The organism is Amycolatopsis rubida (genome assembly GCF_900115345.1).
Taxonomy (GTDB): domain Bacteria; phylum Actinomycetota; class Actinomycetes; order Mycobacteriales; family Pseudonocardiaceae; genus Amycolatopsis; species Amycolatopsis rubida.
The window spans coordinates 63,209-76,887 of record NZ_FOWC01000021.1; the positions used below are offsets into that span (position 1 = coordinate 63,209).

Genomic DNA, 13,679 nt, shown 5'->3' on the forward strand with positions numbered 1-13,679 from the left:
GTAAGTGGCCTCACACGAAGCGGCGCCGCCCGGACAACGCCCCGAACACCATCTGCGTCACCATGACCACGAGCAGCACGATCAACGACACCGTCCAGCTGCCCGTCGCGTCGTGCAGCAGGCCGAACACGAACGGTCCGACCGCTGCCAGCAGATATCCGAAGCCCTGGGCCATCCCGGACAGCCGCGCCGTTTCCGCGCCGGTCCGGGCTCGCAGCGCGATGACCGTCAGGGCCAGCGAGAACACGCTCATCCCGATGCCGAGCAGGATGCTCCACAGCAGCGGCGAGAACCCGGGCGCGACGACGAGGCCCAGCATGCCTGCCGCGCCGAACACGCCCATGCCCACGATCCACGGGCTCTGGCTCTTCTGCCGCGCCGCGATCGGCGGGATCACCAGGCTGATCGGCACCGCGATCACCGAGATCAGGCCGAGCAGCAGACCGGCGTCGGCCTTGCTGACGCCCGCGTCGATGAACACCTGCGGCAGCCAGCCCATCACGACGTAGGCGATGAACGACTGGAGGCCGAAGAAGATCGTGACGATCCACGCCAGCGGGCTGCGCATCAGCGACCGGGCGGGAGCGGAGCCCGCGGCCGGCCGCGGCGTACGGCCCGTGCCGCGCGAAGCGATCAGCCATGCCACCAAAGCGATCGCCGACAACACGCCCCAGGAGCCGAGCGCGGCACGCCAGCCGCCGAAAGCCGATTCCAGCGGCGGGCTCAGCGCGGAACCCGCCGCGCCGCCGCCCTGCAACGCCGCGGTGTAGACGCCGGTCATGAGCCCGACGCGAGCCGGGAACGAATCCTTGATGACCACCGGGATCAGCACGTTGACCAGCGCGATTCCCGCGGTGGCGACGAGCGTGCCGCCGAGCACGACGTACGGTCCGTCGAGCACCCGCACCACCAGGCCCGCGGTCAGCACCGCCAGCGCCAGGCCGATCGCCGGGCCGATGCCGAAGCGGCGCGACAGCACCGGCGCGGCCAGGCCGGCACCGGCGAAGCAAAGGCCGGGCAGGGTCGTGAGGATGCTCGCCCACACCGCGGACGCGCCGAGACTGCCGCGCATTTCCGCGAGCAGCGGGCCGACGCTCGTGATCGCCGGCCGCAGGTTCATCGCCGTCAGCACCACCGCGACCGCCAGCAGCACGCCGCCCGCCACCACGCCCGGACGGCGACCGGCGGGCACCTCCTCTTCGAGGCTGCCTTCCAGCTCCAGCTCAAGCCGGTCGGAATAGGTGGCGGTGGACACGGCTCGAGAGTCTCGGGAGTCGGCGGACATGTGCGCTACTATTCCATACGTAGGATGATTGGATGAAGGGATCAGGCTGTGCCGTTGGCCACCACCCGCCGAGCCGGACTCGTCGACCAAGTCATCGACCAGCTGCGCGAGGCGGTCACCGCCGGGGAATGGCCGATCGGGCACCGGATCCCGACCGAGCCGGAGCTGTCCGCGCAGCTGGGCGTCGGGCGCAACACGGTTCGCGAGGCCGTGCGCGCGCTGGCGCACACCGGGATCTTGGAGGTCCGCCAGGGTGACGGCACGTACGTGCGCGCGACGAGCGAGGTGTCCGGCGCGATCCGCCGCCTGTGCGGGACGGAACTGCGCGAGGTGCTGCACGTCCGGCGGCTGCTGGAGGTCGAGGGCGCTCGGCTGGCCGCGACCGCGCGCACCGAGGAGGACCTGGCCGAGCTGCGCGTCCTGCTCAACCGCCGCGACACCGACTGGGACGAGGGCCGCCTCGACGATTTCGCCCGCAGCGACGCGGAATTCCACCAGGTCGTGGTCCGGTGCGGGCACAACGGGCTGCTGCTGGAGCTGTACCGCGGCCTGATGGAGGCGATCACCGCGAGCGTGGCGTCCACTTCGGACAATCCGGAGCACGCGGAGATGATCCGGCACCGGGAGCTGGTGGACGCGATCGAGACACGGGACGCGGGGCGGGCGGCCGACGAGGCGGCGGGGTTCCTGGACGAGCTGATCGCGCGGGCGGAAGGCTGGTGAGTGTTGATCCCGGTGAGAACCGGGATCAACACTCACGACGAGCCCTACGGAAGCGTCAGGATTTCCGCACCGTCAGCCGTCACCACGAGGGTGTGCTCGAACTGCGCCGTCCACTTCTTGTCCTTCGTGGTGACCGTCCAGTCGTCGGCCCACAAGTCGTAGTCGATGGTGCCGAGCGTGATCATCGGCTCGATGGTGAAGGTCATGCCCTCTTCGATCAGCGTCTGCACCGAGGGCTCCTCGTAGTGCAGCACTGTCGGCGCGGTGTGGAACGCCGGGCCGACGCCGTGGCCGGTGAAGTCGCGGACCACGCCGTAGCCGAACCGCTTCGCGTACGCCTCGATGACGCGGCCGATCACGTTGAGCTGCCGACCCGGGCGGACCGCCTTGATCGCGCGCGCGGTCGCCTCGCGGGTGCGCTCGACCAGGAGCCGCACCTCTTCGGAGACGTCGCCGGCCAGGAACGTCGCGTTGGTGTCGCCGTGCACGCCGCCGATGAAGGCCGTCACGTCGATGTTGCAGATGTCGCCGTCCTCGATCACGGTCGAGTCCGGGATGCCGTGGCAGATCACCTCGTTCAGCGAGGTGCAGCACGACTTCGGGTAGCCGCGGTAGCCGAGCGTGGACGGGTACGCGCGGTGGTCGAGCAGGAACTCGTGCACGACCTTGTCGATGTCGTCGGTCGTCGCGCCCGGTTTGACCGCCTTGCCGCCCTCTTCGAGCGCCTGTGCGGCGATCTTCGACGCGACCCGCATCGCCTCGATGACCTCGGGCGTGCGCACTCCGTTGCCGGTGTCCCGTTTCGGTGCCGGCCGGTCCACGTACTCGGGGCGGACGATGTCGGCGGGGACGGCACGGCGCGGCGTCTGGACGCCGGGCTTCAACGGGGCGCGAACGGACATGTCCCCAGCCTACGACCTCGCCCGGCCGCGGCGCAGCCAGCTCAGAACAGCACCGTCGCGTACTGCCCGACCTGCTGGAAGCCGATCCGCCGGTACGCCGCCAGCGCGGGCGCGTTGAACCCGTTCACGTACAGGCTTGCGGTCCGGCCGAGGCCGTGGACCAGGCGGTTCACCACCGCCGCGGTGCCCGCGGTGCCGAGCCCGCCGCCGCGCCGGTCCGGATGCACCCACACGCCCTGGATCTGGCCGACCCGCGCGGACATCGCGCCGATCTCGGCCTTGAACACGACCTCGCCGTCCTCGAACCGGGCGAACGCGCGTCCGGTGGAGATCAGCTCGCTGACCCGGGCGCGGTAGCTGGCTCCGCCGTCGCCCGCGCGCGGGTCGACGCCGACCTCCTCGACGAACATCGCCACCGCCGCGGGCAGGTAGCGGTCCAATTCGTGCGGCCGGACGGTGCGGACCTGCGAATCGGCAGGCACCAGCGGGTCGCCTTCGAGGGCCATCAGGGGCTGGTCGCCGCGCACCTCGCGGGCTGGTCCCCATTCCGGGGACAGCTCGTCCCAGAGCCCGAGCACCTGCGGCGCGGGCCCGACGAGCGAGGAACAGGTGCGCTGGCGGCGCAGGGCCCGGTCGGCGAAGGACCGCAGCGCCGAAGCGTTGCCGCGCAACGGGATCAGGTTAGGCCCGGCGAAGCACAACCCGGTCAGCCGTCCGGCGCGCACCGGACGGGAATCAGCCGCCCACAGCTCGCCACCAAGACGCCACGGGTCGAGACCGGCCGCCTCGACCCGGGCGCTGACCATGCAGCTGCCCACCGGGTCGGCGGCGAGTGCAGCGCGCACCGCCGGATAGTCCCGATCATCGAGCAGCCGTGCACCTGCAAGCCGCAACACGGGGTCCAGAGTGCCAGATGAACCGGGTGAACGGAACGCGAGCCGGCCGACACGCTGAGATGAACGGCCCTCGCACCCGAACGGCGGCGCCCCGGCGGGCTCCGCCGCCGACAACGCCCGGCTCCAGGGGGAGGCGCCTCCGGAGCCTCCCCCTGGAGTCTGTGAGGGTTCCCCTCACGGACGGCTGGAACGGCCGCCGGGCATCAGTGCTGCCGCGGAACCAGGTGCAGCAGCCGCGAAGCGTGCGGCGCCAGCGTCGCGGTGAAACTGTCCCGGCTCACTCCCAGGTTCCGGTGCGTCCACAGGTCCCGCACCGCTGCCGGGCCGCGCAGCCCCAGGTCCGGCCAGGAAGCGGTCACCGGGGCCTCTGTCGAGCCCAGGTTGAACAGCGCGACCGTCACCCCGCCGCGGCCGTCGGGGCTGAACCACACCTGCTGCTGGGTCGCCTGCGAAACCGGACGCGCCGGCCGTCCTGCCTGGTCGACGGCCAGCACCTCGCGGTTGGTGAGCAGTTTCAGATCGGCCGGGTCAAGCTTGGTCAGGTCGGTGCCGAGCAGCAGCGGCGAGGCTTCGATCGCCCACAGCGTCATGACGCTCTGCCGCTCGTCCGGGGTGATGCCGTTCGCGTCACCGTTGCCGATCTCGATGGAGTCCAGGTCGTTCCAGTGGCCCGGGCCCGCGTAGTGCGTCCACTTGGGAGCGTCGGCGAAGCGCAGTTTGACCCGGACGTCCCAGTTCGTGAGGCCAACACAGTGCGAGTAGCACTCGATGTCGCCTTCGATCCGCCAGCCGTTGCTGTAACGCTGCCAGGTCGCGGCCTCGGCGATGCTGAGCGAGTTCGACAGTTCCCAGTGGATCGCACGGCCGCTGGCCCGGATCGCCGCGTGCCACTGCCGGAGGTCCTCGCGGTTGTCCGCGGGGATCTTTCCGCCGCCGGGTCCGACGAAGTCCATCTTGATGTAGTCGACGCCCCACGACGCCAGCAGCCGAGCCTGCGAACGGACATACGCGGCCGCGCCGGGCTTGCCGAAGTCGAGTTTCGCGGATTTGTCGTCCGCGGTGTTGCCCGCGCCCGCCATGACGATGTCGTGCACCCGGTACGGCGTGCCCTCGACCGGCGAATCGGCCGCGACCGCTTGCGCCGGAACGCCGGGCACCAGGTAGATGCCGAATTCGAGGCCGCGCTGGTGCAGGTACCGGGCCAGCGACGCGATGCCGTCCGGGAACTTCTTCGGGTCCGGCGCGACCCGGCCGAACTCGTCGACGTGGTCGTTCCAGCCCGCGTCGATGTTGAGATAGCGGTAGCCGTACGCGGCGAGCCGGTCGTGCATGACGTCGGCCTGCGCCTTGAGCGTTTCCTCGGTGAACTTCCGGCGCAGCGCGCTCCAGCTGCTCCAGCCCATCGGCGGCGTTCTCGCCACCGGCGTCCAGGACTCGATCGAGTGACTGTCCGCGGCCGCGGTTCCCGCCAGCGCTCCGGCCAGCACCGCCATCGCCGCGGCCAGCACACCGATCCGACTTCGCTTCATCGCGACCACCTCTCCCGGGGATCGCTTCGTTGTACGCGCGCCGAACCTGAGTCAGCAATGATTCATCGGATCACTGACCGCTAACCGGGACAGCACCCGCCGACCGGATCAACCCTGTTCACCACCGTGAATGCCAGGAATATCCCAGGAAGACCTCTCGACACGACCGCAAATAGATCCTATCTTTCTTGCGGCGCGCCCCAGCGTCGTTCACTGGCGAACACGGAGGTCCCGGATGAAGTTCAGACCAGCGCGCACCCTCGGGCTCGCGGTAGCGGCGCTGACCGCGACCGCGCTGCTGCCCGCCGGTGCGGCCGCGGCGTGGCCGGGCAGCCAGGACGTGTACGTCTCGCCGTGGGGCAACGATTCCGGGTCCGGCGCCATCTGGTCTCCGGTGCGCACGCTGCCGCGCGCCCAGCAGCTGGTCCGGCGACGCGCACCGCACCTGAACTCCGACCTGACCGTGCACGTCGCCTCCGGTACTTACCGGCTCGACAAACCGCTCGAACTCGACGCGGCCGATTCACCCGCGGACGGCCACCGGGTCGTCTGGCAGGGCTCGCCGGGCACCGTGGTCAGCGGCGGCAAGCAGGTCACCGGCTGGCATCCGGTCGCCGGACGCCCTGGTCTCTACTCCGCTCCCGCGCCCGCCGGGCTGGAGAACACTCGCCAGCTGTACGTCGACGGCGTCCGCGCGCAGCGAGCGTCCGGACGGCTTCCAGTGACGGTGAAGGCGACCGGCACCGGGTACACCGCGTCCGCGGACACCATGGCGCACTGGCGAAACCCGAGTGACCTCGAACTGGTGTACACCAGCGGCGAGGAACTGTGGAACGTCGAGCGCAACGGCCTCGGCCAGTGGACCGAGCCGCGCTGCCCGATCGCCTCGGCGCGGGGCACGACGATCACCATGGCGCAGCCGTGCTGGGACAACTCGACCCGGCGCGTGATGTTCGCCGACATCCCCGGCCGTTCGGTCAACATGGTCGGCCCGGGCGATCTCACCAACGGACGGCAGCCGTCCTACGCGGAGAACGCGTTCGAGCTGCTGGACACTCCCGGCGAGTGGTATCTCGACCGGTCCGCACACACCGTGTACTACCTGCCGCGCAAGGGCGAAAACCTGCATTGGGCCGATGTCGAGATGCCCGCGCTGGAGAAGCTCGTGGACGGCCGCGGCACCGCCGAAGCGCCGATCCACGACATCTCGTTCCGCGGCATCCAGTTCTCCTACGCGACCTGGCTCGAACCGTCGTCGCCGGAAGGCTTCTCCGAAATCCAGGCCGGCTACCGGATCACCGGCGAACGCGGCTGGGCCACGCAGGGTCTGTGCCAGTTCACCCCCGGCGGCACCTGCCCGTACGCGGACTGGACGAAGGAACCCGGCAATGTCTCGATGTCGCACGGGCACCGGATCGAGTTCCGGGGCACCGTGTTCGCGCACCTCGGCGCGGCCGGGCTCGACCTCGGCGAAGGCGCGCAGGACAGCAGCGTGTCCGACAGCGTGTTCACCGACATCTCCGGCAACGGCGTCGAGATCGGCGGGGTCAGCAAGCCCGCCGCGGCTGGCGCGGACCTGACCGCGCGGGTCAAGGTGACCAACAACCACCTGTACGGCATGCCGCGCGAATTCACCGGCGGAGTGCCGATCGTCAACGGGTATTCGCAGGACAATGTCGTGTCGCACAACCAGATCGACCACGTCGCGTACTCCGGCATCTCGATGGGCTGGGGCGGCTGGCCGGACAAGATCAAGCAGGCCGCGACGCCGAACGTCTCGCGCGGCAACGTGGTGTCGGACAACCTGATCCACGACTACATGCTTTCCCTCGACGACGGCGGCGGCATCTACACCCAGGGCATCACCGGCCCGTCGCAGGCGGAGGGCGAGAAGGTGACCGGGAACGTCATCTACGACCAGTGGGGCCTCGGCAAGTCGGTCTACACCGACAACGGCTGCACCTACGAAACCGTTTCCGGCAACGTGCTTTACCACGCGGCGTACGCCAACGTCGCCTCCACGCACGTGGACTACCGCGATTCGCTCGGCAACAACGACCCGACCGTCATCTCCGGAAACTACTGGGATCAGGGCGATCCGGACGGCACCAAGAAGGGTGTCATCACCTCGGGCAACCACCTGCTGAACAACCCGGCGGCCGCACCCAAGTCCATTGTGGACAACGCGGGGATCGAACCGGGCCACCGCTGGGTGCTGAACCGCCGGACCGACGGCGCGTCCGCTCCGCAGGCTCCGACGCGGATCGGCACCTTCTCGGTGTCCGGCCGGCTGTACGCGACCTGGAACCCCACTGTCGCGGAAAACGGCGCGCCGGTGCAGGACTACGTGCTGACCGCTTCGGACGGCAGGCACAGTGTCACCAGTTCGGTGTCTGCCAAGGACTTCGCGCGGACCGGATACACGGTGATCCCGAAGCTGACGGACGGCCGGACGTACACGGTCACGGTCGCCGCGCGCAATCGGCATGGGGTTGGCCTGCCGTCGCTGCCGTCGGCGCCGGTCACCGTCGCGCAACCGGGGACCCAGCTCGCTGCCGTCCCGACCGGGGCGAAGGCGCTGCCGAGCACCGACGCGGCGAGCATCCGCTGGACGCCGCCGAAGGAAACCGGGTCGACCCCGGTGATCGGCTACCGGATCACCGTGTCCGACGGCCGCACCATCGAGATCACCGGACGAGACACGATCGTCAGCCAGCCCACGCAGAAGGGCCTGACCCGCGTCGTGGACGGTCTGAAGTCCGGCACCGCGTACACGTTCACCATCGCCGCCGTCACCGGAAACGGCGCCGGCCCCGCGGTGACGGTGCACGCCACCACCGCGTAACCCGGTGGTCGGCGCGTACCGGACCGCCCTGCCGGTGCGCGCCGATCACCCTATCCGGAAGGCCCTTCGATACGCCCCCGGCGTCGTCCCCACCTGCGCCCGGAACCGGCGCCGCAGGTTCACCGCGGACACCAAGCCGACCCGCGCCGCGATCGCGTCCACCGGCAGATCGGTCTCCTCCAGCAGCCTCCGCGCCTCGGCCACCCGTCTCGACAACAGCCACGCACCCGGGCTCGTCCCGAACTGATCGGCGAACCGGCGCGCCAGCGTCCGCGGCGAAATCCGCAAGCGGGCAGCCAAATCCTCCACCGACAGCGGCGTGCCCAACCGCTCCCCCGCCCAGTCGAGCAGCCCGTCCAAGGACGCGTACGCGGACGCCTGCCGCGGCACGTACTGCACCTGGCCGCCTTCGCGATGCGCCGGCATCACCATGTGCCGCGAGATGAGCGCCGCGTGCGCCGCCCCGTGATCGCGCCGGACCAGGTGCAGGCACAGGTCGATGCCCGCTCCCGCACCCGCGCTGGTGGCGACGTCGCCGTGGTCCACGTATAGCACGTCCGGTTCCACCCGGACTTCCGGGAAATCCCGCCGCAACTGTTCGAGCCGCGCCCAGTGCGTCGTCGCGGTTCTTCCGGTCAGCAGCCCGGTTTGGGCCAGCGCGAAGGAGCCCGAGCAGATCGTGACCAGCCGCGCGCCTCGCTCGTGCGCGCGGAGCAACGCCCGGCGCACCTTCGGCGAGAGCGGCGTTTCGACGGGCGTCCAGCCGGGGATCAGCACCGTGTCCGCCTTCGAGAGCGCCGAAAGCCCGCTGGAGACGTGGATCTCGTATCCGGCCGTGGTCGGCACCGGCCCGGGGTTTTCCGTGCACACCTCGAATTCGTAGTGCTGCGGCACCCCGCCCCGGGTCGTGCCGAACACCTCCGCGCCGCAGCCGAGTTCGAACGTCGACTGCACCGGCTGGACGAGAGCCACCACGCGATGCATGGCAAGAAAGTACCCGATGACGTCTTTTCTGACACTGTCCTGCCGGTGCCGGGGAAGCCAAGCTGGGACCCATGCACTCGGAAATCCTCGCTCAGCCGGGCTACATCTCGGTCCCGGTCGGCGAAGCCCCGGTGAAGGACCTGTTCCCCGGCATCCGCCTCCGTCCGCTGTGGAAGGGCGAAAACGGCGCGCACGCCAACGTGGTCGAGTTCGATCCCGGCAGCACGTGGCCCGAACGCGACGTGCACGAGCCCGGTCCCGAAGAGGTCTTCGTCGTGTCCGGGACTTTCAACGACGGTGCCCGCGACTATCCGGCAGGCACGTTCATTCATGCCCCGGCGGGGTCGTGGCATGTTCCGGCGACGGAGAGCGGCTGCACGTTGTTCGTGTTCTATCCCGAGGGGTAGTCGTGAGCGGCAATCCCGGTTCTCACCGGGATAACCACTCCCGAGTCCCCTCAGCGCCGCGGTAACTCCCGATAGTCCAAGCGTTCCCCTCGGGGTCGCGGACGGTGAACGTGCGCGAGCCGTAGTCGGTGTCGTGCAGCTCCATGCTGATTTCGGCACCGGCTTCGCGCACACGGGCGTGAATCTCGTCCACCCGGTCCGAGACCACGTACACCGCGCTGGCCCCGGGTTTCATCTCGTCGTGCACGCCGTCTGCTGGGCCGCCGCAACTGCCCAGCATCACCGCGCCGCCTTCGGGCCAGCGGAGTTCGGCGTGCGCGACACCGTTTTCCCCGGGCACCACGAGGGTTTCTTCGAAGCCGAGAACGTCGGCGAGGAAACGGATCGCGCCGCGGGCGTCGTTGTAGCGGAAAGCGGGCCAGACCGCTGGTTGTGGCGTCATGCTCCCGATTCTGCGGCAGCGGTCTTCGTTTCGTCTTGGAGAAACGGGAGCTCCTCCGCCATCCAAGTCCGCGGCGAACACCCCGCCAGCGCGCGCCATTCGTTCGAGAAGTGCGCCTGGTCGTAATACCCTGCGGCATAAGCGATCCCGGCCAGATCGCGATGCCCGGTACGCAGCAACCGCACCGCCCGCTCGAACCGCAGCACGCGTGCCGCCTGTTTCGGGGCCAATCCCAGCTCCGCGCGGAACCGCTCCCCCAGATGCCGGCGGCTCCAGCCGACCTCGTTCGCCAGTTCGCCGACCCGCACCAGCCCGCCGCTGCGCCGCAACTCGTGCCACGCGCGGTCCAGCTCCGGCGGTTGTTCGGCGCGCTCGACCGCACGCGCGGCCAGCACCTCGTCGAGGATCGCGAACCGGGCGCGCCAATCGCCGGCCGAGGCCAGCCGGTCCGGCAGGCGGGCGAAGTCGCCGCCGAAGTCGGCGAGGTCGGTCACCCGGCCGGTCAGCTCCGCGGCGGTGACGCCGAGCAGCGTCCGCGCCCCCAGCGGATCCAGCTCCAGCTGCACCCCGCGCTGCACCCGGCCCTGCGTGATCAGCGCGGGTGCGGTGTGCAGGCCGCCGACCACGCTCTGCAGCGCTCCCGCCCCGGCCAGCCCGGCGTACCGGATCGGCTCTTCGAGGCTGATGGCCAGCGTGATGTGCCGCGAGGGCAGCCCGCGGTGCACTGCGAAGCCGACGTTTTCCTGCGCGTAGCCGATGTAGCGCGTGACCAGGCCCCGCAGCACCGGATGCGGCGGCCGGGCGGCCCAGCTGTGACTCACGCGACCAGGCTAACCCCGCCCCGGGCGAATTCTGCTACCACGGGAGAGCGGTCCCCACGATGAGGAGAAGCCCGATGACGATCCAGGAACAGGCCCAGCAGCTCGAACTGCTCGCCGACCAGGTGCCGACCGGAATCGCCCTCGCCACCAAGGGCGAACTGGAAGATCTGCAGGCCCAGGTGCTCGGCTTGCTCGGCGAAACCGGCTCCGCGACGACGATCCAGGGGTCGGTGCAGATCGCGATCCGGCAGATCGACGAGGTCGCGGCCTCGCTGGAGAACGTCCGGATCCAGATCCGCGAGGCCGCCCAGCATCACCTGCGCGGCTGACGTGGCCGGGCTGCTGGCCGCGCACGCCGGCGAGTTCGCGGAGGTCGCGCTGACCAACGTCGTGCGCGAGTATCCGCATTACGAGAGCCACTGGCGCATCGACGACACTCCCGTACCGGCGATCCGCGAGCTGCATCCGTGCTTCTACGGCAGCTTCGACTGGCATTCGTGCGTGGAAATGTTCTGGGTGCTGGTGCACCTGCTGCGCCGATACCCGGCGCTCGTCCCCGCCGACGAGATCCGCGCCCTGCTGAACGCGCACCTGACCGAGCCTGCGCTGGCCGCCGAAGCCGCGTACTTCGCGCCGGAGCGGCACCGCACGACCCAGCGTCCGTATGGCTGGTCGATCCTGGTGGCGGTGACGTTCGAGACCGCCACCTGGGACGATCCGGACGCCGCGCGCTGGTCTGCCGCGCTGCAACCGTTGAGCAGGCTTTTCGTGACCCGCTTCCGCGACTGGCTGCCGAAGGTCACGTACCCGATTCGGTACGGGCTGCACGAAAACGGCGCTTTCGGACTTTCTCGCGCGCTTCCCCACGCTCGTTACCTCGCCTCCCGCGGAGAGCCGCAGTTGCTGCAGGCCCTCACCGAAACGGCCTGGCGCTGGTTCGGCTCAGACCGCGGCTACCCCGGTGCCTGGGAACCGTCCGGAGCCGATTTCCTCAGCCCGGCCCTGGCCGAAGCCGAGCTGATGAGCCACCTGGTGCCCGATTTCGGCGCCTGGCTGGAGGCTTTCCTGCCCGGAATCGCCGACCGGAACCCGGCGGCGCTGTTCACCCCGGCGGTGGTGACCGATGCTTCCGACGGGTTGATCGCTCACTTGCACGGGCTCAACCTCCACCGCGCGTGGTGCTGGCAGCGGATCGCGGCGGCGTTGCCGGAGGGGGACGACCGGGTCGCGGCGATCGACGCGGCTGCGCGCGAGCATGCGCAGGCCGCGCTGCCGCAGGTTACGGGGGGCCCGTATGCGGTGGAGCATTTCCTGGCTTACTACGCACTGCTTCTGCTGAGCGACGCCGAAGCGGGGAAGGCCTGATCTGTGTCGGATCCGTGGTTATCCATCGAAGTGCTCGACGGAGAAGTCCCGGCGAGCGATTGGCGGCGCACCTACTCCGACGCATTGCGCAAAGCCGCGATCACCGACCGCGCTGTGCGATGGTCCTGGCGGACGCACGAACGCGGCGTCGTCTTCGAGATCGCCTTCACAACCGAGGCGATCCGCGACGAATTCTGCGACCAGCCGTCAGTCCGGACGGCGCTCGGCGCTGTGCCGGATCCGCGCCACGGGATCACCATCGCCTCCGGCAGTTAGCTTTCCGGCAACGGCTCCCGATGCTCCGCCCGCAATCCGTCCAGGGAAACCAGCAGCAGCCGGTTCCACATGTGCGGCCGGCACGCGTCGGTGAACTGCGCCGCATACCCCAGCGAAATCAGCAGCAGCACCAAATCATCCGTCGTAACCCCGGGTCTCAGCAGCTGCGCCGCACGGGCCCGCAGCTGCTCCAGAACCGCGCGGAGCTGCGGGATCCCGGTCGGATCGGGGTCGGTCCAGGTCAGCGCGAAGCTCTCCATGAGCGCGCGGTGCCGGGCGCAACCGGACAACGCCTGCCGATAGAAGTCCGTCAGCGCCGCCCACGGGTCCTCCGCCTCGACCGCCGCCTGGCGCGCGGACTCGGCCCACCGGGAGAAGTCCTGGTCCAGGACCGTCCGGACGAGGTCTTCCTTCTTCGGGAAATGCCGGTACAGCGTCCCCATGCCGACCCCGCCGCGCCGGGCGATCTCGCGGACGTCGACCGCGGCTCCCTGTTCCGCCATCACCTCGGCGGCGGCTTCGACGATCGCCTCCCGGTTGCGGATCGCGTCCGCGCGCGGGGCGCGACGGCGGGTGGGGGTGTGCGGTTCAGCCACGGCCATGCGCCGAGCATACTCGCTTACCCGGAGCACATGCTCCGTCTAGTGTGCTACTTTGCGGAGCAAGTGCTCCGCCTAGCGAAGGAGAGGTCGTGCCCACCCTCGACGACTGGAATGTCCGGATCCTCGCCGAATTCCGGGAGAACGCCGGATACGTCGCCTGGAGCAGTCCGGAGGAATTCGCGGCGGGCCGGCCCGTTCCGCCGTACCTGCCGGGATTTCCGGAGCGGGGGATGCCGCTGATTCTCGTGCACCACGTCGGGGCGAAAACCGGGAAGGCGCGGATCAGCCCGCTGTTCTACCGGCCGGTCGGCGACAGCTGGGCGGTCTTCGGCACGCACGGCGGCAGTCCGCGCGATCCCGCGTGGTACCGCAATCTCATGGCGAATCCGCGGACCGTCGTCGAAGCCGGCGCGGAAGAGATCCCGGTCGAAGCACGGCTGACCGCCGGGAAGGAACGCGCCGAGATCTGGGCGGGCCAGATCGCGCAGGTCCCGAAATTCGCCGAGTTCGAAGCCGCATCCGGGAGGCAGGTCCCGGTCGTCCTGCTGGAACGCCGCTGAAACGAAGGGGCTCCCCGACCGAAGCCGAGGAGCCCCTTCGCG

Annotated in this window: 15 protein-coding genes; 7 read left to right on the plus strand and 8 right to left on the minus strand. The window is 69.9% G+C overall.

The genetic code is table 11. The features are described from left to right. Positions 1-10 precede the first annotated feature (10 nt). Positions 11-1,285, minus strand: a complete 1,275-nt coding sequence (locus BM362_RS42195) for a CynX/NimT family MFS transporter (RefSeq protein WP_425285772.1) — start codon at positions 1,283-1,285, stop codon at positions 11-13. Between the two features lie 48 nt (positions 1,286-1,333). Here BM362_RS42195 and BM362_RS42200 point away from each other — a divergent pair, with 48 nt between their 5' ends. After that, positions 1,334-2,008, plus strand: a complete 675-nt coding sequence (locus BM362_RS42200) for a FadR/GntR family transcriptional regulator (protein WP_167545648.1) — start codon at positions 1,334-1,336, stop codon at positions 2,006-2,008. A 44-nt stretch (positions 2,009-2,052) separates the two neighbouring features. On the opposite strand, the gene map is transcribed toward BM362_RS42200, so the two are convergent. The 3 genes from map to BM362_RS42215 all read right to left on the minus strand — a co-directional run bounded on the left by map (position 2,053) and on the right by BM362_RS42215 (position 5,335). Then, positions 2,053-2,910: a type I methionyl aminopeptidase gene (gene map / locus BM362_RS42205; RefSeq protein ID WP_067591062.1), complete on the minus strand. Its 858-nt coding sequence runs from the start codon at positions 2,908-2,910 to the stop codon at positions 2,053-2,055. A gap of 41 nt (positions 2,911-2,951) precedes the next feature. Then, entirely contained in the window at positions 2,952-3,806 is an 855-nt protein-coding gene (locus BM362_RS42210) for a GNAT family N-acetyltransferase (protein ID WP_067591059.1), read from the minus strand. 203 nt (positions 3,807-4,009) lie between these two features. Beyond that, positions 4,010-5,335, minus strand: coding sequence for a glycoside hydrolase family 27 protein (locus BM362_RS42215; protein ID WP_244287462.1), 1,326 nt, complete (start codon positions 5,333-5,335; stop codon positions 4,010-4,012). A gap of 235 nt (positions 5,336-5,570) precedes the next feature. On the opposite strand from BM362_RS42215, the gene BM362_RS42220 reads away from it, so the two are divergent. Continuing rightward, positions 5,571-8,180, plus strand: coding sequence for a fibronectin type III domain-containing protein (locus BM362_RS42220; RefSeq protein ID WP_093576953.1), 2,610 nt, complete (start codon positions 5,571-5,573; stop codon positions 8,178-8,180). Positions 8,181-8,225: 45 nt separating this feature from the next. Here BM362_RS42220 and BM362_RS42225 read toward each other — a convergent pair whose 3' ends face one another. After that, a complete protein-coding gene (locus BM362_RS42225; protein WP_093576954.1) occupies positions 8,226-9,164 on the minus strand; it encodes a GlxA family transcriptional regulator in 939 nt (312 codons plus the stop codon). Positions 9,165-9,235: 71 nt separating this feature from the next. On the opposite strand from BM362_RS42225, the gene BM362_RS42230 reads away from it, so the two are divergent. Then, positions 9,236-9,571 carry a cupin domain-containing protein gene (locus BM362_RS42230; protein ID WP_067591050.1) on the plus strand — a complete coding sequence of 112 codons (336 nt, stop codon included), beginning with the start codon at positions 9,236-9,238 and terminating at the stop codon, positions 9,569-9,571. Positions 9,572-9,593: 22 nt separating this feature from the next. Here BM362_RS42230 and BM362_RS42235 read toward each other — a convergent pair whose 3' ends face one another. Both BM362_RS42235 and BM362_RS42240 read right to left on the minus strand, forming a co-directional pair. Continuing rightward, positions 9,594-10,013, minus strand: a complete 420-nt coding sequence (locus BM362_RS42235) for a VOC family protein (protein ID WP_093576955.1) — start codon at positions 10,011-10,013, stop codon at positions 9,594-9,596. Further along, on the minus strand, positions 10,010-10,834 hold the full coding sequence (locus BM362_RS42240; RefSeq protein WP_093576956.1) for a helix-turn-helix domain-containing protein: 825 nt from the start codon (positions 10,832-10,834) through the stop codon (positions 10,010-10,012). The genes BM362_RS42235 and BM362_RS42240 overlap by 4 nt, the downstream gene beginning before the upstream one ends. A gap of 74 nt (positions 10,835-10,908) precedes the next feature. Between BM362_RS42240 and BM362_RS42245 the strand changes: the two genes are divergently transcribed. The 3 genes from BM362_RS42245 to BM362_RS42255 are packed head-to-tail and all read left to right on the plus strand — an operon-like array spanning position 10,909 to position 12,475. After that, positions 10,909-11,163, plus strand: a complete 255-nt coding sequence (locus BM362_RS42245; protein WP_067591041.1) for a hypothetical protein — start codon at positions 10,909-10,911, stop codon at positions 11,161-11,163. Between the two features lies 1 nt (position 11,164). Continuing rightward, a complete protein-coding gene (locus BM362_RS42250; protein WP_244287463.1) occupies positions 11,165-12,199 on the plus strand; it encodes a DUF2891 domain-containing protein in 1,035 nt (344 codons plus the stop codon). Positions 12,200-12,202: 3 nt separating this feature from the next. Further along, positions 12,203-12,475 carry a hypothetical protein gene (locus BM362_RS42255; RefSeq protein WP_067591035.1) on the plus strand — a complete coding sequence of 91 codons (273 nt, stop codon included), beginning with the start codon at positions 12,203-12,205 and terminating at the stop codon, positions 12,473-12,475. Here the strand turns inward: BM362_RS42255 and BM362_RS42260 are convergent. Continuing rightward, positions 12,472-13,077 carry a TetR/AcrR family transcriptional regulator gene (locus tag BM362_RS42260; protein ID WP_093576958.1) on the minus strand — a complete coding sequence of 202 codons (606 nt, stop codon included), beginning with the start codon at positions 13,075-13,077 and terminating at the stop codon, positions 12,472-12,474. The genes BM362_RS42255 and BM362_RS42260 overlap by 4 nt on opposite strands. 89 nt (positions 13,078-13,166) lie before the next feature. On the opposite strand from BM362_RS42260, the gene BM362_RS42265 reads away from it, so the two are divergent. Continuing rightward, positions 13,167-13,637 (plus strand): nitroreductase/quinone reductase family protein, encoded by a 471-nt coding sequence (locus tag BM362_RS42265; RefSeq protein WP_067591029.1) that lies wholly within the window; start codon positions 13,167-13,169, stop codon positions 13,635-13,637. The last annotated feature ends 42 nt before the right edge of the window (positions 13,638-13,679 follow it).